Consider the following 19,733-nt stretch of genomic DNA (forward strand, 5'->3'; position numbering starts at 1 on the left):
GGTCGCCGATCTCCGACGCGCCGGCCGAGGCGCGCTCCGACAGGGCCCGGATCTCCGCGGCCACGACCGCGAAGCCCTTTCCCTCCTCGCCGGACTGCGCGGCGAGGATCGCCGCGTTCAAGGCGAGGAGATGCGTCTCGCCGGCGACTTCCTCGATCATTCGGACGATCTTGCCGACCTCGCGGGATCGCTCGCCGAGGGAGGACGTGCGCGCGGAGTCGCCGCGCACCGCGTCGCGCACCGCCGACATCGCGGAGACGGTCCGGAGCACCGCCTCCTGGCCTCCTTCCGCGTCCTGCGCCGCGCCCTCGGAGAGCAGCGCGCTCTTGCGCGCGCTCTCGCGCACCTGCCGGATCGAAGCGTCGATCTGGGTCATGGAGGCGGCGGTCTCCCCGGCGAACGCGCTCACGCTCTCGATCGACTGGTCGATCGATGCGATCGACTGGGCCATCTCGACGGCCGCGGTCGACATCTCTTCGATCGAGGCGTGGAGCGCGTCCATGTGCTGGGAAACCTCCTCGAGAGAGGCGGCCATCTCGAGGATCGAGGAGCCGGTCTCCTCGGCCGACGCGGAGAGGTCTTCCATGCGCTCGCCGATGACGCGGGTGTCCGCGTCGGACGTCTCGATCGACGCGGAGGCCTGGTCGACGATCTCGTTCTGCGCCTCCGCCCGGATCGCGACCGCCTGGGAGTGGCGCTGGATTCCCTCGGCGACCTCCCGCACGCGCCGCTGCCCGCTCAGGATCTTGCGGGCGATCCCGGCGAGCCCCTCGGCCATGGCGTTGAAGGACGCGGCGAGCACGCCGATCTCGTTGCGGTGCGGCGTCACGATGCGGCGCGTGAGATCGCCGGAAGCGAGGTGCTCGGCCGAGCGGGCGATCGAGGTGAGCGGCCGGATCATGATGCGCGTCGCGACGAGGATCCCCGCGACGCCGACGCCGAGCACGACGAGGGTGAGGAGGACCCCTCCTCCCCAGAGCGTCCGCTTGACGGCCTCCCAGTCGCGAGAGCTCAGGACGACCCGCAGCGTGCCGACGATCGCGGTGCGCCGGAAGTTCTCCGCTTCGGCGCGATCGACGCCCGCCGCGACGAGCGCGGCGTCGGAAACCCGCGCGAGCTCCGCGCGGCTCGTGGCGCCGACCCGGTCGAGGACCCGGGCCGACGTCGGAGTGTCGGCCACGGGGGCCGAGAACAGGAACTCCCCTTCCGGCAGCCGGCCGGGGCGCGACAGCGCCGCGGGCCGCCGGGCGGGGTCGCTCTGGCCGAGCAGCTTCCCGTCCGCGTCGAGGAACTCGGCGTAGTCGACGGAACGATTGAGGAGGAGCGACTGCGCGATGTCGCGCAGGTTCGCCTCGAGGCGGAAGTCGACGTAGTAGCCGCTCCCCGCCGCCGCCGTCTTGACGAGCGAGGCGCCCTCCCGGCGGAGCCGTTCGAGGAACGCCCGCCGCGCGATCAGGTTGAAGAAGATCAGATAGGCGATCGCCGAGAAGAAGAGGAGCGCCGAGACGCCGGCGATGAGCTCGGTCGTGAGCGACGCGCGGCGGCCGTGGCGGGCGAACGGGTCCATCGGATCAGCGGCGCGCGGCCGGGCGCGTCGCCGGCGGTTCGCGGCGGCGCCGTCGCCGCGGGCGCGGGGCTTCGTTGACGGTCATGACGAGTCTTGCCGGCGAGGATATCAGACTTCGACGCGCGCCCCTTCCGCGTCCGGCGCCGCCGCGAAGACGGAACCGCCCGGCACGGCGCGCAGAGCGCCGTCGATCCGCTCGCGTGCCGAAGCGGGCCCGAGCACGACCATGACGCCGCCCCCGCCGGCGCCGCACGCCTTCGCCCCCCACGCGCCCGCGGCCAGGGCGCGGCGCTCCGCTTCGTCGAGCGACGGCGTCGTGACCCGGGTCGAGAGGCGCTTCCGGAAGCTCCATTCCTCCGCGAGCGTTCGGCCCATCGACTCGAGGTCTCCCGCGTCGAGCGCGGCGGCCATCTTCTCCGAAGCGCCGCGAATCCCCTCGAGCAGGCGGCGCACCTCCGGGTCGCCGTCGATGTGCGCCTTGTAGATCTCCCAGTTGTTCAACCCGGAGGAGTGGGGGCGCCCCGAGTCGAAGAGCACGAGCGAGCGCGCGAACTCTTCGAACGGGCCCGAAACGGTCCGGATCGACCGCGACCCGGCTCCGTAGGAGATGACGTTGAATCCTCCGCAGAGCGCGGGAACGTAGTCCTGGGTCCCCGCGGGTTTCCCGAGGACCCGGGTCTCCGCGTCGCGGCAGAGGGCGATCGCCCGGTCCGGATCGAGCGGCGCGCCCGTGAGCTCGGAAAGGGCCGAAACGGCGGCGACGAGGAGCGCGGAGGAGCCGCCGAGGCCCGACCCGAACGGAACCGCCGACTCCGTCTCGAGGCGAACTCCCTCCGCGATCCCGAGCGCGATCGCCGCCTCGGCGGCGAGCGCCGCGACACCCGACCGGGTGGCCTCGGCCGCCGACGCGAAGTTCTCCTCCGATTGAAGGTCGTGGGAGAAGAAGCTGAAGCCGGACGGCGCCCGCGAGGCGGTCACGCGCGCGCGCCGGGTGATCGCCAGGTTGACGGTGAGGGCCGGGGAATGGAAAAGGTAGAGGGGCCAGAGATCGAGAGTGCCGCCGGCGAGATCGATGCGCGCCGGCGCGGAGACGCAGACGCTCAGCGGATGCTCTCGGCGGCGACGAGGTGGCTCGCGGGAAAGAACTCTCCCGTCATCGCCACGTCCCCCTCGGGGAAGGAATCGGGGCACGCGTCGCGGTTGAGGAGGATCCAGACCTGTCCGTCCTCGGCCCGGAACGCGGCGAGGTGCGGCGAGCCGGGCGTGTCCGGGATCCCGAGCTTCGGCTGGAGCGCGCAACGCAGGCAGAACATGCGGCCGTGGACGACCCGCTCGACCGGCTGCTCGGAAAGGATCGGGCTGCCGGGCGCCGGCTTCGTCAGCGAATCGGCGACGACGGGGATGACGAGGAGGCACAACGCCGTCGCTCCGACGACCGGGCGCCAGACCCGGCGCCAGGCGCGCGCGGGACTCCGCCGTTGCGCGATGCGCTTCCGGAGCTCGACCGGTGCGCAGTCGCGCGGGCTCCGGTCCTTCAACAGCGACCGGATCCGCCGGAAGCTCTCGAGGCGCAGAGCGCAGCGCTCGCAACGGGCGAGATGGCCGGCGACCGCGAAACGGTCGCATTCCGAGAGCTCGCCGTCGAGGTAGGCATTCAGGAAAAATCGCGTTCTCGCGCAGTCCATGATCGATGAGAATCTCGCGGCGCCCGCGTCGCGATATTCTCCCTCAACAACCCGGAAAAATGGAGGGGTATTCCGCCGGAGGGCCGGGAAACTACTTGCGCGCCTTGAGTCTGGTCCGGACCGGGCCTGCCCCGCGCATGTATCCATGGGTGCGGGCGTAGCGCATCAGGGCCTTCTCGAGGAGCTTCCGGCCGCGGTACAGGCGGGACATCACCGTGCCGACGGGGCACTCGAGGATCTCCGCGATCTCCTTGTAGGAGAAGTCCTCGAGGTCGGCCAGAATGACGACCATCCGATAATCGGGCGGCAGCGCTTCGAGCGCCTTCTTGACGCCCTCGTCCATGGTATTGGCGAGGTACTGCGACTCCGGGTCGAGCGGCTGCTCGTCCGGGTCGTGGCGGACGATCTTTTCGAACGAATCCTCGATATCGGAGAACTCGACACTCCTGGGCTCGAGCTTCTTCTTCCGGTAGTTGTTGATGAACGTGTTCTTCAAGATCTTGAAAAGCCAGGCCTTGAGGTTCGTCCCCTCTTCGAATTTGTCGTAGTACTTGTAGGCCTTGAAGAACGTCTCCTGGACGAGGTCCTCGGCGTCCTGCGAGTTGCCCGTCATCCGATAGGCCGTGTTGTAGAGCGAATCCACGTAGGGCATCGTCTGGGAATCGAAATCCCAGGCGGTCGTTTCCGAGGGCTTCTGGACGTCGCCCGTCGTCGTATCGGAAGTTTTCACTACACTCAACATGTTTTCCTCCAAACCCTGCCGAAACGAAGTGCAAGACCCTTGCCCGGGAACGGTTTCGAGTCTGCCGCAAACGGCACCAGATTTTTCAATGGTTTGAGCCTTTGTTCTTCCCATTCTGTATTACGAAAAACAGAGGAAAAACGTTTCACCGAAACTTTCGGCGACAAAAAGTCACCCGAACAGGACAAGACGGCGCGGGGTGCTTCGCACCCTTCCCCGGCTCGCCTGCGGCGAGCCACCCCTCCCCAGTTGGGGAGGGGCCAAAGGGTGCTTCGCACCACCCTTCCCCGGCTCGCCTGCGCCGAGCCACCCCTCCCCAGCTGGGGAGGGGCCAAAGAGTGCTTCGCACCACCCTTCCCCGGCTCGCCTGCGGCGAGCCACCCCTCAGTTGGGGAGGGAAAAAGAAAACCCCCGCCGAGGCGGGGGCCGACGATGCTTCGCACTACCCTTCCCGGGCTCGCCTGCGCCGAGCCACCCCTCCCCAGCTGGGGAGGGGTCGGGGGTGCGCGCTTCGCGCTACTTGCCCTGGACCGAGAACGCGATGACGAGGGCGTAGATGACGAGCGATTCGATCAGGGCGAGGCCGAGGATCGCCATGGTCCGGATCGCGCCGGCCGCTCCCGGGTTGCGGGCCATTCCCTCGCAGGCCGCGGCGGTCGCCTTGCCCTGGGCGAACGCGCCGGCCGCGGCCGCGACGGCGATCGCGAAGGCGGCCCCGACGACCCCCCACTTGACGCCGCCGGTCCCCGGCGCGGTTCCCTGGGCGAACGCGGGCGCGGCGGTGAGCGCCAGCATCGTCAACACTCCGTAGAACCCTTTCTTCGACATGGAACGAAACTCCTTTCTGATCACGGTATCCCCGCGCGGGGACGTTCTCAATGTTCCTCGTGGGCGACGGCGCCCGCGATGTAGATCGTCGAGAGAATCACGAAAATGAAGGTCTGGAGGAGCGCCCCGATCAGGCCGAGCAGCATCATCGGCCAGGGAACGAGGATCGGCACCATCCCGAAGAAGATCCCGGTCGCGATGTGCTCGCCGCCGATGTTGCCGGCCAGACGCAGAGAGAGGGACACGATCCGCGCCAGGATGCTGATCACCTCGATCACGAACATCAGAGGCGCGAGGAACAGGATCGGCCCCATGAAGTGCTTGAGATAGCCGACGACGCCGTGCTCGCGGACCCCCTGGGCGTTGAAGTAGATGAACGACGTGAGGGCCAGCGCGAGGGTCGTCTGAAACGAGCTCGTCGGCGGCGTGAGGAAGAAGAAGAAACCCATCAGGTTCGAAAGGAGGATGAAGTACGTGAACGCGCCGAGCAGCGGCAGATACTTCTTCCCCGCGCCGTGCCCCACGACGTCGTCGATCAGGTCCCGAACCGCGAGGACGATCATCTCGTTGGCGTTCTGGAACCAGTTCGGGCTTCGCTTCCGGAACGTGCGGCGCGCCAGCGGAAGCGTCAGGGCGAGGAATGCGAAGAGCAGGAACGCCATGATGACGTTGTCCTGCAGCCAGATCTTCTCCCCGTCGGGAAAGAGGAACGCCCGCCATCCCGGCGACAGCTTCGCCACGGGCGGGGCGCCCAGAAGGGAAATCAGGAACCGGTTCACCGGCCCGTACAGGAAGGAATGCTCCATCAGGCGCGCTCCGCGTTCATCGTCTTATTTCGAAGGATCATCGGTCTCTTTCCCTTTCAATCCCCGAATCCCTTCCCAACCGATCGCCAGGACGATGACCGAGAGCCCGGCGAGGCCCGCGAGGATATCGAATTCCTTCCACTTCAGGACCAGGGTCAGGAGCAGGAGAATCCCCAGGAACCCCATCGCCGGAACCGCCACGTCGGAGAATCTCATTCCGGTTCTGGGGGCGAGGAACCCTCCCATCACCTTTTCCAGAACGAAAAAGTTGAATATAACGATGGCCGCTCCGATCGTCAAGGAGACGCCGGCGCGGGGACCGAACGCGGCGAACGCGGCGGCCGCGCCGACGCCGGAGAGGACGAGCGCCGTCCGTTTGACGCGGCGAAGCACCGAATCCGCGGGCGTCACGGCGGGCCTCTCCGGTCTTCCTCGTCCGCTTCCCGGGAGATCTTGAACAGGTTCCAGAATCCCGCCGCGATGCCCAGAGCGGCGCCCGCGTACGCGCCGTACGGGGACCATCCGAAGAGCCGGTCGGCGCCCTTGCCGAGGAAGTAGCCCGCCGCGATGCACGCCGGAAACGCGATCCCGAGCGTGATCGCGTCGGCCGCGGCGCGGAAACGGGGCTTGTTCGCCATGCGGGGCGGATTGTAGCGAGTCGCGGCGACCGGCGGGCGCGAGTGGAGACTCCAAACGTTGAATTCTCGGCGCCCCTGTAACGGCCAGCCGCCCTTGCGATCCTTACCGCACGCACGGCGAGACGCGAGCGGGACGGGATGCGGGGCCGCCCGCCGTGTCCCGAGGCGTACCGGGGCGTACGTTGAGGGCGCGGCGGGCGGGCACGCGCCCGGGTTTCCAGCGCGACCCGGCGCAGCGCGGCGGGTCAGCCGCGAAGCGGCCGGCACGCGAGGGCCGAGCGCGCCGATCGCCGAGCACGCGAGTGCGACGGCATCCGCTCGATGTATCGCCGTGCGTCGTCGCTAGAGGCCGCAGCGCTGAATGATCGCGATGAACGGTTGAGGGGCGAGGCCGATGACCATGGTCATCACCGCGCACACTCCCGCCGACAAAGCGACTCCGGGCGAGCTCTTCAGCGGCGCCGCCTCCCCTTCGGAGAGGTACATCGCCATCACGATCCGGAAGTAGTAGAAGACCGAGACCGCCGACGCGAGCACCGCCAGCAGCGCGAGCCACCCGTATCCGGCGTGCACCGCGACCGCGAAGAGGTAGTACTTCCCGATGAATCCGGCCGTCGTCGGGATCCCGGCGAGCGACAGGAGGAAGATCAGCATCACGCCGGCCAGCAGCGGATTTCGCCGCGCGAGCCCCTTCCAGTCGTCGATCGACTCGCCGGCGTAGCCGCGCGACTCGAGGAAGATCACGAGCGCGAACGCACCGAAGTTCATGAACGTGTACGCGAGCAGGTAGATCTGGATCGCGGGGATCCCTCCGCTCTCGAAGCCGAGGACGCCCAGCAGCGCGTAGCCGGCGTTGGCGATCGACGAATACGCGAGCAGGCGCTTCACGTTCGTCTGCAGGAGCGCCGCGACGTTGCCGACGACGAGCGTGGCCGCGGCCGAGATCGCCACGATGAGCTTCCAGTCGGACGCGAAATGCGGGAGCGCGACGTAGAAGATGCGCGCGAGAATCGCGTAGGCGCCCGCCTTCGGGCCGACCGAAAGGAAGGCGGTGATCGGCGTCGGCGCGCCTTCGTACACGTCCGGCGCCCAGACGTGGAACGGCACGGCGGCGATCTTGAAGAGGATGCCGAAGAGGAGGAGAAGCACGCCGATCGTGAGGATCCGGTTCGCCTCGATCGCCGAAAACGCCGTCGCGAGCTCGGCAAGGCCCATCTTCCCCGAGAACCCGTACAGGAGGGAGATGCCGTACAGGAGGACGCCCGACGAGAAGGCGCCGAGGATGAAGTACTTCGTCGCGGCCTCGGTCGACTTCACCTGCTCTTTGAAGTAGCCGGCGAGCACGTACGAGGAGAGCGCCATCAGCTCGAGCGCGACGTAGATCGACGCGAGATTGTCGCCGGAGGCCATGAACATCGTCCCGACGGTCGCGAAGAGCACGAGGCCGTAGTACTCCCCGGCCGGATACGGCGCGTCCCCGACGAAACGCACCGACGAGAGGACCGTCAGCCCGGCCGACAGCAGCACGAGGAGTTTGAAGAAGACCGCGAAGTTGTCGACGACGAACATCCCGGCGAGGATCGGCGTGGCCCGCGTCGGGTCCTTCCAGATCACGGCCAGGAGCGCGGCGGTCCCCGCGATCCCGGCGAGCGCGACGACGGCGAGCGCCTTCTCGCGCGCCTTCGACGTGAAGACCGCCAGACACAGGATGAGCGACGCGACCGCCGACAGCAGCAGCTCGGGCGACAGCAGCAGCCAGTCGTGGGCGCGGATCGTCATCGGGCCGTTCCCGCCGCCGGAGAAAGGGCGGCCGGCGCCGCCGCCGCAGAGGCGGCGGGAGCCGCCGCCGGTGAGGCGGTAAGAGACGCCGGAGAGGGGGTCAGCGACGCGGTCTGCGCGGCCGACGCCGTCTGGATGGTCGCGACGATCCGGTCGACGGGTTTGGCGATCACGTCGAAGAACGGCTGAGGATAGAGCCCGATCCAGAAGGCGCAGACCACGAGCGGAATGAGCGTCCACTGCTCCCGGGCGTTCATGTCGGGAAGCTTCTGGTTGGCCGGGTTCGAGAGCTCGCCGAAGAAGACCCGCTGGTAGAGCCAGAGGAGGTACGCCGCGCCGAGGACGACTCCCCAGAGCGCCCAGAACGCGAACCAGGGGTTGCGCAGGTACGCGCCGTTCAGGATCGTGAACTCACCGACGAAGCCGTTGAGCAACGGCAGCCCCATCGACGACATCGCCATCACGAGAAAGAAAACTGCGTAGATCGGCATCTGTTTGGCCAGGCCGCCGTACTCCGCGATCATGCGCGTGTGCCGGCGCTCGTAGATGATGCCGACGAGGAGGAAGAGCGCGCCGGTCGAGATGCCGTGGTTGATCATCTGGAGGATGCCGCCTCGCAGCCCCGCGGGATTCAGGGCGAAGACGCCGAGCATGACGAACCCGAGGTGCGAGACGGAGGAGTAAGCGACGAGCTTCTTCATGTCCTTCTGGACGAGCGACACCATCGCCCCGTAAATGATCCCGACGATCGAGATCGCGATCATCAGGATCGCCACCCAGTGCGTCGTGATCGCACCAGGGAACATCGGAAGCGAGAACCGCACGAAGCCGTACGTGCCCATCTTCAGCAGGACGCCCGCGAGGATCACCGATCCGGCCGTCGGCGCCTCGACGTGGGCGTCGGGGAGCCAGGTGTGGAACGGGAACATCGGGACCTTGATCGCGAACCCGAAGAAGAACGCGAAGAAGAGGAGGATCTGGAAATAGACCGGCATCGACGGCGTGAGGGCCGTCAACGTCGGGATGTCGAACGTGGGGGCGTTTCCCAGCCCCTTCATGCCGAGCACCCCGCTCGTGTTGTAGAAGTAGACGGCGATGATCCCGAGGAGCATGAGCACCGACCCGGCCAGGGTGTACAGGAAGAACTTGATCGCCGCGTAGAGCTTCCGCGGCCCGCCCCAGATGCCGATCAGGAAGTACATCGGAACGAGCATCACTTCCCAGAACACGTAGAAGAGGAAGAAGTCGAGCGTCATGAACGTCCCGAGCATCCCCGTCTGCAGGAGGAGCAGGAAGACGTAATACTCCTTCTGCCGGTCGTGGATCGCCGTGAACGACGAGTAGACGGAGATGAACCCGAGGAGGGTCGTCAGCAGGATGAGGAGCAGCGAGATCCCGTCGATCCCGAAGTGGTATTTCACGCCGAGCGACGGGATCCAGTTCGCGACCTCCTCGAACTGGAAACCGTCCTTCCCCCGGTCGAACCAGAACCAGAGCGGCAGCGAGATCACGAAGTCGAGCCCGGCGACGACCGTCGCCCAGAGCCGGATCGCGGAGCTCTTCTCCTTCGGCACGAGGAAGATCAGGAGGAAGGCGCCGACCAGCGGGACGTACGCGACGATCGACAGGATGTGCTGCTGAAAGAATGCCATGCGTTACTTCCTTCTCAACGCCAGATCAGGTACGCCGCGACGAGGAGGAGGAACCCTCCCCCCATCACGAACGCGTAGTTCTGCACGCGCCCGGTCTGCGCGCGCCGGAGCCCGCGGTATCCCGCCTGGAGCGTGCCGGCGACGCCGTTGACGAGCCCGTCGACGACGTACTGGTCGAAGAACGAGGAGACCCAGGAGAGCGCCAGGACGACGTTGCGCGCGCCGTGGACGAAGAACCCGTCCACCACCCGCGCGTCGAAGTCCCAGAGGAACCGCCCGCCCCCCTTGCCGAGGCCCTCGACGAGCACGGCGTCGTACGCCTCGTCGACGTAATACTTGTTGAACAGGATCCGGTACGCCGCCGGGAACCGTTCGGCGAGCCGTCGTGGCCGCTCGAAGGCGCGCTCTCCCGTGTAGAAGCGCCAGGCGATCGCGATTCCGATCACGGCGATCGTGACCGAGAAGATCATGAGCGCCGCCTCGGTGCCGTGCGACAGGTGCGCCTCGACGGCTTCCCCCGGGATCTCGAGGAAGATGGGCGAGAGCCAGCGCGCGAGGGCATGCGGCACTCCGACGATCCCCGAGAGGACCTCGGGCAGCCCGACGAATCCCGCGAGGATCGCCCCGACGGCGAGGATGCGGAGCGGCCACGTCATCGTCCCCGGCGACTCGTGGAGGTGGCGCTTCTGCTCGTCGGTCCCGCGGAACGCGCCGGTGAACGTCATGAAGTAGCTGCGGAACATGTAGAAGGCCGTCATGATCGCGGCGAGAATCGCGATCCCCCACAGGAACACCCGGTGATGGCCGAACGTCTCGCCGAGGATCTCGTCCTTGGAGAAGAAGCCCGCGAACGGGAAGATGCCGGCGATCGCGAGCGTCGAAACGAGGTAAGTCCAGCGCGTCGCCGGGAGGGCCTCCTTCAGGCCGCCCATCTTCCGCATGTCCTGCTCCCCCGCCATCGCGTGGATCACCGAGCCGGAGCCGAGGAAGAGGCACGCCTTGAAGAACGCGTGGGTGAAGACGTGGAAGATGCCGCCGACGAAGGCGCCGACGCCGCATCCCAGGAACATGTAGCCGAGCTGCGAGATCGTCGAGTACGCGAGCACCTTCTTGATGTCGTTCTGGACGAGGGCCATCGAGGCGGCGAGGATCGCGGTGACGCACCCGATGATCGCGACGAAGTTCATGGCGTCCGGAGACATCCGGAAGAGGACGTTGCAGCGCACGACCATGTAGACGCCCGCCGTGACCATCGTCGCCGCGTGGATCAGCGCCGACACGGGCGTGGGCCCCGCCATCGCGTCCGGGAGCCAGACGTAGAGCGGGACCTGGGCGGACTTCCCCATCGCGCCCACGAAGAGGCACAGGCAGACCGCGGTCGCGTAAGGCGCGAAGCGCTCCGGGTGCGCCGCGGCCGCCGGGAAGACCGTCCCGAAGTCGAGCGATCCGAAAATCGCGAAGATCCCGAACATGCCCAGCGCGAACCCGAGGTCGCCGATGCGGTTGACGACGAACGCCTTCTTCCCGGCGTCGGCCGCGAAATCCTTCTCGTAGTAGTAGCCGATCAGGAGATACGAGCAGAGCCCGACGCCCTCCCACCCGGTGAACATCACGACGAAGTTCGCGCCGAGGACCAGCAGCAGCATCGAGAACATGAAGAGGTTCAGGTACGCGAAGAAGCGCCCGAACCCTTCCTCGTGACCCATGTAGCCGACCGAGTACACGTGGATCAGGAACCCGACGAACGTGACGAAGGAGATCATCAGGGCCGAAAGGGGGTCGAGGCGGAAGGCCCAGTCGACCGAGAACGCCGCCGAGCCGCCGCCCTTCAGCGCGTTGACCCCCTGCGGGATCCACGTCGCGAGCTTTACGACGTGCGCGTGGGCGAGCCCTTCGGCCTTCACCCAGTCGACGATCGCGCCGAACGCGAGGAGGCAGGAGAGGCCGGTCGTCGCGAGCGAAACGAAGACGTGCGCGCTCTTGAACGGGACGTGCGGGTGCTGGTCGACGTGCGCCGACGGCGCCGACGCGTGCGGCGGGGCGTCCCCGGCCGTCGCGGGCGACGGCGTCGCCTTCGCTTCCGCCGGGTGCACCTCGTGGCCGAGCTGCGGCTCGCCGTGCGTCCGGTGCGAGACGAGATACAGAATCCCGTTGACCAGGAAGCCGGCGAGCGGCAGCAGCGGGATGAGCCAGAGGAGGTCGCGCACCGCGTCAGCCCTCCATCGTGTCGGCTTCGTCGACGTTCAACGTCTTGCGCTGCCGGTAGAGGGAGATGATGATCGCGAGGCCGATGGCGGCCTCGCCCGCCGCGATCGTGATGACGAAGACGGAGAAGATCTGCCCGGTCAGGTTGCTGAGCCTTCGCGAGAACGCGACCAGGTTGAGGTTCACGGCGTTCAACATCAGCTCGATCGACATGAGGACCGTCAGGAAGTTCCGTCGCACGAGCACGCCGACGAAGCCGATCGTGAAGATCAGGAAGGAGAGCGCGAGGTAGTCGTTGATCGTGACGTTCATCAGTCCATCTTTTCGACGTTCTCAGTCCATCTTCTCGACGTTCTCAGTCCATCTTCTCGACAGAGCGCCGACCCAGGACGACCGCTCCGACGATCGCGACGAGCAGGAAGACCGACGCGATCTCGAACGGGAGCAGGTACTCCCGGTACAGCCCCCAGGCGACCGCCTGCGTGTTGCCGAGCGCCCGTCCCGCGACGTCCCGGAAGGCGTCGGGAGAGAACGGCGCGCCGCCGGCGAGCGGCTGCAGCACGAGCTGGGCGTCGAAGAGCACGTTGAGCACGAAGCCGAGGACGACCGCGGCGACGATCTGCTTCTGGTACGGCTCGGTCGTCGGGAGCTGCTGCACGTTGACGAGCATGATCACGAAGAGGAAGAGCACCATGATCCCGCCGGCGTAGACGAGGATCTGCACGGCGCCCACGAACTCCGCGCTCTGCAGGAAGAAGATCCCGGCGACCATCAGGAAGGTCGCCAGCAGGAAGAGCGCCGAGTGGATGGGGTTGCGCGCGAGCACGACCGAGATCGCGCAGACGACCGCGAGCAGGGCGAAGACGGCGAAGATCCCGCCCGAGAGGCCGGTGAGGAGCTCGCCCCCCATCACTTCCCCCGTTCCGTGATCGTGAAGGGCTTCACGTTCTCGTCCCACTCCGTGAGCTTGTCGATGCCGAGATAGAGCGCTTCGTTCCTCTCGTACGTCGCGAGCTCGTAGGTCTTCGTCGTCAGCCAGATCGACTTCGGGACGGTCGGGCACGCCTCTTCGCAGAGCTGGCAGAACATGCAGCGCTTCAGGTCCACGTCGAACCGGTCGAGCACCTTGACCGACTTCCCCGCCTCGTTCTTCTCGTTGTGCCAGTCGATGTAGATGATGTTGATCGGGCATTCGATCGCGCAGAGCGTGCACTTGATGCAGCGCTCCTCGTCGAGGCGGAACATCCCGCGGAAACGGTCGGAAGGCTCCTTCTTCTCCTCGGGGTACTGGATCGTCGTCTTCTTCGTGACGAGGTGCCGTCCCGTGACGCCGAGACCGTCGAAGAGATCGAGGAGCGCGATCTTGTCGAGCCACTTCTTGAGGGCCATGGTGCCTACCTTGCCTCCGCGGCGGCGAGCCGCCGCCGGAGCCGCGAGAGCCCGAAGAGGAGGACGAAGAACGCCGTGAACACCCAGCCGAGGACGCGCAGGCCCCGCCCGTGCCGGGTGTCGGCGAGGACGCATCCCGCGACGATCATGATGTTGGCGAGCGCCATCGGGATCAGCCACTTCCAGCCCAGGTTCATGAGCTGGTCGAACCGGTAGCGCGGGAAGGTCGACCGGAACCAGATGTAGCAGAAGATGAAGACGCCGACCTTCGCCAGGAACCAGATCATTCCGGGCACGACGCGGAGTCCCGGCAGCAGGTGCGGGAAGGGCGGGAGCCACCCCCCGAAGAACAGCGTCACCGCGACGGAGGAGACGACGATCATCGCCGTGTACTCGCCGAGGAAGTAGAACGCGAACTTGATCCCGGAGTATTCGGTGTTGAAGCCCGAGACGAGCTCCGACTCCGCCTCCGGGAGGTCGAACGGGTTGCGGTTCGTCTCGGCGATTCCCGAGACGAAGTAGAGGAAGAACGAGAGGAGTCCCGGGAAGACGAACCAGAGGTGCAGCCGGTCCTGCACGCGCACGATCTCGACGAGCGAGAGCGACCGCGACATCAGGAGCACGGCGACGATCGAAAGCCCCATCGGCACCTCGTAGGAGACCAGCTGGGCGGCGGAACGCAATCCGCCCAGCAGCGAGAACTTGTTGTTCGACGCCCAGCCGCCGAGGATGATCCCGTACACGCCGATCGAGGTGATCCCGAGGAGGAAGAGGAGCCCGACGTTGACGTCGGCGACCCAGAGCGGGGTCGAGACGCCGGCGATCCGGATGCTCTCGCCGAACGGGATCAGGGCGAGCGCGGTCAAGGCCGGGATGACCGAGAGCACCGGCCCGAGGAAATGGCTGACCTTCTCCGCGCGGGTCGGCGTCAGGTCCTCCTTCGTCATGAGCTTCAGGAGGTCCGCGAGCCCCTGCAGGAGTCCCTGCGGACCCACCCGGTTCGGGCCGAGCCGTCCCTGCATGAAGCCCATGATCCGCCGTTCGGCGTAGACGATCACGAACCCGACGACGGCCGGCACGACGAGGACGATCAGGAGGATCTTCACCGCCGTCAGGAGCGTCTGGAGCGCCGCCGGGCTCACCGGTCCACCTCGCCGAGCACGATGTCGACGGTGCCGATCAGCGCGACGAGATCCGAGACGAGGTGCCCGCGCGCCAGGCGCGGAAGCGCCTGCAGGTTGATGAACGACGGCGGGCGCACGTGGAGGCGGTACGGCTTGTTCGTGCCGTTGGAGACGAGGTAGAAGCCGATCTCCCCCTTCGGAGACTCGACCGACGCGTAGACCTCCTCGGCGACCGGCTTGATGACGCGCGGGACCTTCCCCTTGATCTCGCCCGGCTCGAGCCGGTCGAGGCACTGCCGGATGATCCTCGCCGACTGCCGCATCTCGGCGATCCGGACGAGGTACCGGTCATAGGTGTCGCCGTTCTTCCCGGTCGGAACGACGAAGTCGAGCTCGTCGTAGCATTCGTAGGGCTGGGCGCGCCGGAGGTCCCACTCGACGCCCGAGCCGCGGATCACCGGTCCCGTGAGCCCCCACTCGACGCACTCCTCGGCCGAGATCACCCCGATCCCGACCGTGCGCTTCTTCCAGATCCGGTTGTCGGTGAGCAGCGTCTCGTACTCGTCGATCCGGGAGGGGAAGTCGTCGATGAAGGAACCGACGGCCTCGACCCACCCCGGCGTCAGATCGAACGGCAGGCCGCCGATCCGCATGCAGTTGAGCGTCAGGCGCGCGCCGCAGTACTCCTCGAAGAAATCGAGGATCTGCTCCCGTTCCCGGAAGCAGTACCAGAAGGGCGTCACCGCGCCGAGGTCGATCCCGGAGGTCCCCAGCCACACGAGATGGGAGGAGAGCCGCTGGAGCTCGTCGAGGACGACGCGGATCAACTGCGCGCGCCGCGGGACCTCGACGCCGAGGAGCTTCTCGACCGTCAGGCAATACGCGTGGTTGCTCGTCGCCGCGGAGACGTAGTCCATGCGGTCGGTGTGCGGGATCGCCATCGGATACGTCTCGGTCTCGAAGAGCTTCTCGGTGCCGCGGTGGAGATACCCGATGTCCGGGATCGCGTCGACGATCTTCTCGCCGTCGACCTTCAGGACGATCCGCAGCACCCCGTGCGTGGACGGATGCTGGGGCCCGAAGTTGAGCTCCATCTCCGTGACGTCGAAGAGCGTCTTCGGCGCGGCCACCGTGCGCGCGGGAGGGTTGTGGAGCGTCGCGGCGGCTTTCGCCCGCGCGGCGAAGTAGTCGGCTTCCTGCTGCTCGGGGGTGCGGTCGCTCACGAAGCCTCTCCCTCGCCGCTCACGAAGCGTCTCGTTCGGCTGTCTTCACGAGGCTTGCCATTCGCTTGTCGTCCTCACGAGGCATCTCGGTTCGGCTGTCTTCACGACAGCATCTTCCGGTTCGGGTCGTTCGGCGAGGGGCCGCCGCCGGAGGGCCACTCTTCCGGGTAGATCGCGGCGCCGGTGTCGATCCCCTCGATCGGGAAGTCCTTCCGCAGCGGATGCCCGTTGAACCCGTCCCAGGTCACGATCCGGCGCAGGTCCGGGTGGCCGGAAAAGGAGATCCCGAAGAGGTCCCATACCTCGCGCTCCGACCAGTTCGCGGCGAGGAACGTCGTCGCGAGCGACGGGACCTCCTCCCCTTCCGCGCATCCGAGCTTCACGCGGATCCGGTCGTTCTTGGAGAAGGAATAGAAGTGGTAGACGACGTCGAACCGCGGCTGGCGGTCGCGCCAGTCGACGGCCGTGACGTCGACGCAGTACTTGAAGTCCTCGGCGTCCTTCAGGTGCCGCCCGACGTCGACGATCTTCTCGCGCGCGACCGTCACGGTGACCTGCCGAGCGAATTCCTTCGCGGCGAGGACCGCGCCGGGCACGGCCGCGGCGATCGAGGCCACCCAGGGATGTCCGGAAGCGTCGGTCGCGGCCGGCTTCGCCGCAGGCTTCTCGGCCATCAGGACGCCTTGCGGATGACTTTCATCCCGTCGATCTTCTTCTGGAGCTGGATGATCCCGTAGAGGAGCGCCTCGGGCCGCGGCGGGCAGCCGGGGACGTACACGTCGACGGGCACGATCCGGTCGACCCCCTGCGTCACGGCGTAGGTCCGGTAGGGACCGCCGCAGGTCGCGCAGGATCCCATCGCGATCACCCACTTCGGGTCGGGCATCTGGTCGTAGAGGCGCTTGACGACGGGCGCCATCTTCTCGACGACCGTGCCGGCGACGATCATCAGGTCCGACTGCCGCGGCGTCCCGCGGAACACCTCGGCGCCGAAACGGGCCAGGTCGTGCCGCGCGTCCATCACCGCCATCATCTCGATCGCGCAGCACGCGAGCCCGAACTGCATCGGCCAGATCGCGCTCCGCCGCGCCCAGTTGATGACGGAGTCGACGGTGGTGGTGAGGACGTTTTCTTCGAACCGGTTGGCGAGAAGGCTCATGCGGCGGCGTCCCTCATGCCCATTGCAGCGCTCCGCGCTTCCAGGCGTAGAAGTAGCCGACGACCAGGATGGCGATGAACACGAGCATCTCGATGAAACCGAAAATCGCGAGCTTGTTGAGCATGATCGCCCAGGGGAAGAGGAAGATCGTCTCCACGTCGAACACGACGAAGAGGACGGCGATCAGGAAATAGCGCGCCGAGAAGCGGTAATCGAAGGCGGTCGTCGGCGACTCGATGCCGCACTCGTACGGCTCCCCTTTCGCCGGATTCGGGATCCCGTGCTGGAGGAGCCGGGCGACGACGATCGTGCCGATCGGCAGGGCTGCCGCCAGGATCGCGAACACGAGGATGAAGAAATACGATTCCATGTGGGCCTCGGGATTTTCTCGATTCGGGTCGGGGAAGTCAATGTGAAAGAAATCACAAGCGCCGCGGGTCCGGGCGGGCGTCCCGCGAGGCCTGCGATTCCTCCCGTCATGCCATGAAGCGAAATTTCGGAGGCCCGATCCCCTTCGACTGCAGGAGGACGGAGAGAGCGTCTCCGATCCCTTCGGGATCGAAAAGGCGCATCGCCTCGAGGCGGCTGTCGCGCGTCTCGGCGACGCGGCTGTCGCCCGCATCCTCGAAGAGCCCGGCGCGAATCAGGAACTCCGACTGGCGCATCCGCGCGTCCGTCGAGAGCCCTTCGGCTTCGCCGGCCGCCGCGATGTCGTCCCAGTTGACGTGCGCGGTCAGGTCCACTTCTCCGGGCCGCTCGAGCGGGTCGCCGCCGCGCCTTCCGCGCGCATGGACCGCGAGCGTCCCGCGCGGGCGGGCGGAGGAGTGGTACAGGATCGGCGCGCGGTGCCCGTAGTCGAACGCGGCGAGCCGGCCGCGCGAAAGGAACCGGGCGAGCGCGCGGTGGAGCGGCGCCGCGGCGAGGTCGATCTCGGCGACCTGCCCTTCGGCGAGCTCGACTCCGAAGCGCGCGAGGTACGCGGCGAGCGCCGGCGGGGCTGGCCACGAGGTCCAGGCGAACTGCGCCCGGGTTGGCGGCTCGCGGACGGCCTCTCCCCGCGGGCCTTCGCCGCGCCGAAGTGGCTTCGGCCACGCAGGCGGGAGAGGCCGCGGCGAAGCCGCCGGGGAGAGAGCCCGGGGCGGCGACGGGTCTCCCTCACCCCGACCCTCTCCCGCCGGGAGAGGGGGACCAACCGTCACTCCCAGCTCGAGCAGCTTCCCTTTCCGCATCTCCACCCGGTGCACCGGCAGGGCGTCGTAGAGCTCGTTGGAGAAGACCCATCCCTCGAAGCGCTCGCCCTCCCACTCCGCGGCGTCCGCCGCGATGCGCTCGGCGACGGCGCCGCGCTCGATCGCGGCCCGGCCCGCCGCCGACCGCTCGATCGCGCGGAGCCGCGTCCGGCGGGCGAGGACGGGCGCGATCTCCGACAGGGCTTCCCGGAAATCGCGCAGGAACCTCCCCTCCCCCGCGGCCGCTTCGCAGAACACGACCTCGCCGGCGAAGCTCTCCGCGTCCGCCGCGAAAACACGCGCGACCGCCCGCGCGAAGAGCGGCGAAATCGACGGAGACGTGACGAAATCGCCCCCTTCGCCGATCGCGGCGCGGCGGCTGTAGTACCCGTCCTCCGGGTCGTAGAGCGCGGCTTCCATGAAATCGCAAAACGGGATCGGTCCCTCGCGGGCGATCCGCGCCGTCAGGCGGGCGGCGAGCGACGGGTCGGGAGAGCGGACCACGCGGTCAGGGAGCCGTGACCCGATAGACGAGGCCGACGCCCGGGGTGCCCTTCGCGGCGAGCGCGTCCCGTTGCGCCTGCGCCTCCTCGCGCGACGCGTACTCCCCGAGCATCACGCGGTACCAGAGGCCGGGCTTCCCGAGATTGACCGAAATGACGCTGAGCGGACGGTCGAGCAGCTTGCCGAGGCGCGCGGCGTCCCGGTCGGCGTTTTCCTTCCGCTGGAAAGAGGAGAAGTGAATCATCCATGCCGGACGACGCCCGGACCAGTCGGGCGAGATCATCGCCGAGCCGCGCGATTCGGGAATCCCGCCCGCGTCGGATCCCGGGGAAGCCGCGGCGCTCGTCGGGAGGGACGGCGGCGGCGCGGCGGACGGGCCGGCGGCGGGCGCCGGCAGCGGCCCCGGCGTCGCGGTCGGCGGGAGGATCGCCGACGCGGGCGCCGGGAGGATCGCCGACGCGGGCGGCGGCTGGGAGGTCCCGGCCGGCGGCGCCGGCGCGCGCTTCGTCCTCGCGAAAAACCACACGCCGCCGGCGATCGCGAGGACGAGAAGGACGGCCACGAGCCTTCCGCCGCTCGCCGCGGCGGGCGACTCCTCGGCGGTTGCGAACTCGATCTCCTCCGGGGCCTCCGCCTCCTCGCGCTCGGCTTCGGGCTCCGGCTCCGGCGCCGGCTCGGCGTCGGGCCGGGGAGCGGCCGCTCGCTCGACGGCCTCCTCCATCCACTCGCCGGCGAGCGCCGGTTCTCCTCCGAACGGGTCCTCGGGCGAAAAAATCGGCTCGACCTCCGGGAGCGGCTCTTCCGAAAACGGCGCGTCCTCGTCCCAGCCCCGGATCGCGAGGCGTTCTCCCCCCAGATCGCGCGGAAGGAGCATGACGGCGCGGTCGACCAGCTCGGCGAGCGAGGCGGGCGCGAAGCCCGTCCGCGCGAGGCGCAGCTCCTCCGCGCAGACCTGCTGGGCGGCTTTGAAGACCTCCGGCCGGCGTTCTGGCGGGATTTCGCGGCTCCGGGCGACCGCGTCGACGACGTCGGTCACCGACGGGACTTTCCGGCGCTCCCGCGAGCGGATCTCGGTTCGGTCCCCGGGGAACCCCTGGTCGCTCAACCGGCGAGGCTCTCCCAGTCGGTGTCGGGTGCGTCGAGGGCGATCGCGAGACCGCCGTTGGATCCGGCGAACACCGGATCCTCGACGGCGCGCACGCG

General features: G+C 67.9%; 21 protein-coding genes. All 21 read right to left on the minus strand.

Annotated elements, in window-relative coordinates; translation table 11 throughout:
- The coding region (locus VKH46_00820) for a methyl-accepting chemotaxis protein (GenBank protein HKB69354.1) at window positions 1-1,567 on the minus strand (1,567 nt) is incomplete at its 3' end.
- Window positions 1,568-1,675: 108 nt separating this feature from the next.
- A complete protein-coding gene (locus VKH46_00825; GenBank protein ID HKB69355.1) occupies window positions 1,676-2,545 on the minus strand; it encodes a hypothetical protein in 870 nt (289 codons plus the stop codon).
- Between the two features lie 122 nt (window positions 2,546-2,667).
- Complete coding sequence (locus VKH46_00830) at window positions 2,668-3,252, minus strand: zf-HC2 domain-containing protein (protein ID HKB69356.1); 585 nt, start codon at window positions 3,250-3,252, stop codon at window positions 2,668-2,670.
- Window positions 3,253-3,343: 91 nt separating this feature from the next.
- The gene (locus VKH46_00835) at window positions 3,344-3,982 is read right to left on the minus strand and encodes a sigma-70 family RNA polymerase sigma factor (GenBank protein ID HKB69357.1); all 639 of its coding nucleotides are present in this window, start codon (window positions 3,980-3,982) and stop codon (window positions 3,344-3,346) included.
- A gap of 528 nt (window positions 3,983-4,510) precedes the next feature.
- A complete protein-coding gene (locus VKH46_00840) occupies window positions 4,511-4,822 on the minus strand; it encodes a F0F1 ATP synthase subunit C (protein ID HKB69358.1) in 312 nt (103 codons plus the stop codon).
- A gap of 47 nt (window positions 4,823-4,869) precedes the next feature.
- Window positions 4,870-5,628: a F0F1 ATP synthase subunit A gene (gene atpB / locus VKH46_00845; protein HKB69359.1), complete on the minus strand. Its 759-nt coding sequence runs from the start codon at window positions 5,626-5,628 to the stop codon at window positions 4,870-4,872.
- Window positions 5,629-5,652: 24 nt separating this feature from the next.
- Complete coding sequence (locus VKH46_00850; protein ID HKB69360.1) at window positions 5,653-6,039, minus strand: hypothetical protein; 387 nt, start codon at window positions 6,037-6,039, stop codon at window positions 5,653-5,655.
- Window positions 6,036-6,266 (minus strand): AtpZ/AtpI family protein, encoded by a 231-nt coding sequence (locus VKH46_00855; GenBank protein HKB69361.1) that lies wholly within the window; start codon window positions 6,264-6,266, stop codon window positions 6,036-6,038. The genes VKH46_00850 and VKH46_00855 overlap by 4 nt, the downstream gene beginning before the upstream one ends.
- A 342-nt stretch (window positions 6,267-6,608) precedes the next feature.
- Window positions 6,609-8,045, minus strand: a complete 1,437-nt coding sequence (locus tag VKH46_00860; protein HKB69362.1) for an NADH-quinone oxidoreductase subunit N — start codon at window positions 8,043-8,045, stop codon at window positions 6,609-6,611.
- Window positions 8,042-9,697: an NADH-quinone oxidoreductase subunit M gene (locus tag VKH46_00865; GenBank protein HKB69363.1), complete on the minus strand. Its 1,656-nt coding sequence runs from the start codon at window positions 9,695-9,697 to the stop codon at window positions 8,042-8,044. Before VKH46_00865 ends, VKH46_00860 begins: the two co-directional genes overlap by 4 nt.
- 14 nt (window positions 9,698-9,711) lie before the next feature.
- Complete coding sequence (nuoL, locus tag VKH46_00870; protein ID HKB69364.1) at window positions 9,712-11,904, minus strand: NADH-quinone oxidoreductase subunit L; 2,193 nt, start codon at window positions 11,902-11,904, stop codon at window positions 9,712-9,714.
- A 4-nt stretch (window positions 11,905-11,908) separates the two neighbouring features.
- Window positions 11,909-12,214 (minus strand): NADH-quinone oxidoreductase subunit NuoK, encoded by a 306-nt coding sequence (nuoK, locus tag VKH46_00875; protein ID HKB69365.1) that lies wholly within the window; start codon window positions 12,212-12,214, stop codon window positions 11,909-11,911.
- 43 nt (window positions 12,215-12,257) lie between these two features.
- A complete protein-coding gene (locus tag VKH46_00880; GenBank protein HKB69366.1) occupies window positions 12,258-12,812 on the minus strand; it encodes an NADH-quinone oxidoreductase subunit J in 555 nt (184 codons plus the stop codon).
- Complete coding sequence (locus VKH46_00885; GenBank protein ID HKB69367.1) at window positions 12,812-13,291, minus strand: NADH-quinone oxidoreductase subunit I; 480 nt, start codon at window positions 13,289-13,291, stop codon at window positions 12,812-12,814. Before VKH46_00885 ends, VKH46_00880 begins: the two co-directional genes overlap by 1 nt.
- A gap of 5 nt (window positions 13,292-13,296) precedes the next feature.
- Window positions 13,297-14,433, minus strand: a complete 1,137-nt coding sequence (nuoH, locus tag VKH46_00890) for an NADH-quinone oxidoreductase subunit NuoH (GenBank protein ID HKB69368.1) — start codon at window positions 14,431-14,433, stop codon at window positions 13,297-13,299.
- On the minus strand, window positions 14,430-15,509 hold the full coding sequence (locus VKH46_00895) for an NADH-quinone oxidoreductase subunit D (GenBank protein ID HKB69369.1): 1,080 nt from the start codon (window positions 15,507-15,509) through the stop codon (window positions 14,430-14,432). The genes nuoH and VKH46_00895 overlap by 4 nt, the downstream gene beginning before the upstream one ends.
- Window positions 15,510-15,739: 230 nt before the next feature.
- The gene (locus VKH46_00900; protein ID HKB69370.1) at window positions 15,740-16,312 is read right to left on the minus strand and encodes an NADH-quinone oxidoreductase subunit C; all 573 of its coding nucleotides are present in this window, start codon (window positions 16,310-16,312) and stop codon (window positions 15,740-15,742) included.
- On the minus strand, window positions 16,312-16,797 hold the full coding sequence (locus VKH46_00905; protein HKB69371.1) for an NADH-quinone oxidoreductase subunit B family protein: 486 nt from the start codon (window positions 16,795-16,797) through the stop codon (window positions 16,312-16,314). Before VKH46_00905 ends, VKH46_00900 begins: the two co-directional genes overlap by 1 nt.
- 13 nt (window positions 16,798-16,810) lie before the next feature.
- Window positions 16,811-17,167, minus strand: a complete 357-nt coding sequence (ndhC, locus tag VKH46_00910; protein ID HKB69372.1) for an NADH-quinone oxidoreductase subunit A — start codon at window positions 17,165-17,167, stop codon at window positions 16,811-16,813.
- A gap of 106 nt (window positions 17,168-17,273) precedes the next feature.
- Complete coding sequence (locus VKH46_00915) at window positions 17,274-18,530, minus strand: SAM-dependent methyltransferase (GenBank protein HKB69373.1); 1,257 nt, start codon at window positions 18,528-18,530, stop codon at window positions 17,274-17,276.
- A 4-nt stretch (window positions 18,531-18,534) separates the two neighbouring features.
- Window positions 18,535-19,635 (minus strand): SPOR domain-containing protein, encoded by a 1,101-nt coding sequence (locus VKH46_00920; protein HKB69374.1) that lies wholly within the window; start codon window positions 19,633-19,635, stop codon window positions 18,535-18,537.
- Window positions 19,636-19,733 lie beyond the last annotated feature (98 nt).

It is taken from the genome of Thermoanaerobaculia bacterium (assembly GCA_035260525.1).
In the GTDB taxonomy this organism is placed as follows: domain Bacteria; phylum Acidobacteriota; class Thermoanaerobaculia; order UBA5066; family DATFVB01; genus DATFVB01.

Coding starts and splice junctions, on each gene's coding strand:
- VKH46_00885 (HKB69367.1), bottom strand. CDS start 13,291: ATGGCCCTCAAGAAGTGGCTCGACAAGATCGCGCTCCTCGATCTCTTC.
- VKH46_00865 (HKB69363.1), bottom strand. CDS start 9,697: ATGGCATTCTTTCAGCAGCACATCCTGTCGATCGTCGCGTACGTCCCG.
- VKH46_00840 (HKB69358.1), bottom strand. CDS start 4,822: ATGTCGAAGAAAGGGTTCTACGGAGTGTTGACGATGCTGGCGCTCACC.
- VKH46_00900 (HKB69370.1), bottom strand. CDS start 16,312: ATGGCCGAGAAGCCTGCGGCGAAGCCGGCCGCGACCGACGCTTCCGGA.
- atpB (HKB69359.1), bottom strand. CDS start 5,628: ATGGAGCATTCCTTCCTGTACGGGCCGGTGAACCGGTTCCTGATTTCC.
- VKH46_00830 (HKB69356.1), bottom strand. CDS start 3,252: ATGGACTGCGCGAGAACGCGATTTTTCCTGAATGCCTACCTCGACGGC.
- VKH46_00895 (HKB69369.1), bottom strand. CDS start 15,509: ATGGAGCTCAACTTCGGGCCCCAGCATCCGTCCACGCACGGGGTGCTG.
- VKH46_00905 (HKB69371.1), bottom strand. CDS start 16,797: ATGAGCCTTCTCGCCAACCGGTTCGAAGAAAACGTCCTCACCACCACC.
- nuoK (HKB69365.1), bottom strand. CDS start 12,214: ATGAACGTCACGATCAACGACTACCTCGCGCTCTCCTTCCTGATCTTC.
- VKH46_00860 (HKB69362.1), bottom strand. CDS start 8,045: ATGACGATCCGCGCCCACGACTGGCTGCTGCTGTCGCCCGAGCTGCTG.
- VKH46_00855 (HKB69361.1), bottom strand. CDS start 6,266: ATGGCGAACAAGCCCCGTTTCCGCGCCGCGGCCGACGCGATCACGCTC.
- ndhC (HKB69372.1), bottom strand. CDS start 17,167: ATGGAATCGTATTTCTTCATCCTCGTGTTCGCGATCCTGGCGGCAGCC.
- VKH46_00880 (HKB69366.1), bottom strand. CDS start 12,812: ATGGGGGGCGAGCTCCTCACCGGCCTCTCGGGCGGGATCTTCGCCGTC.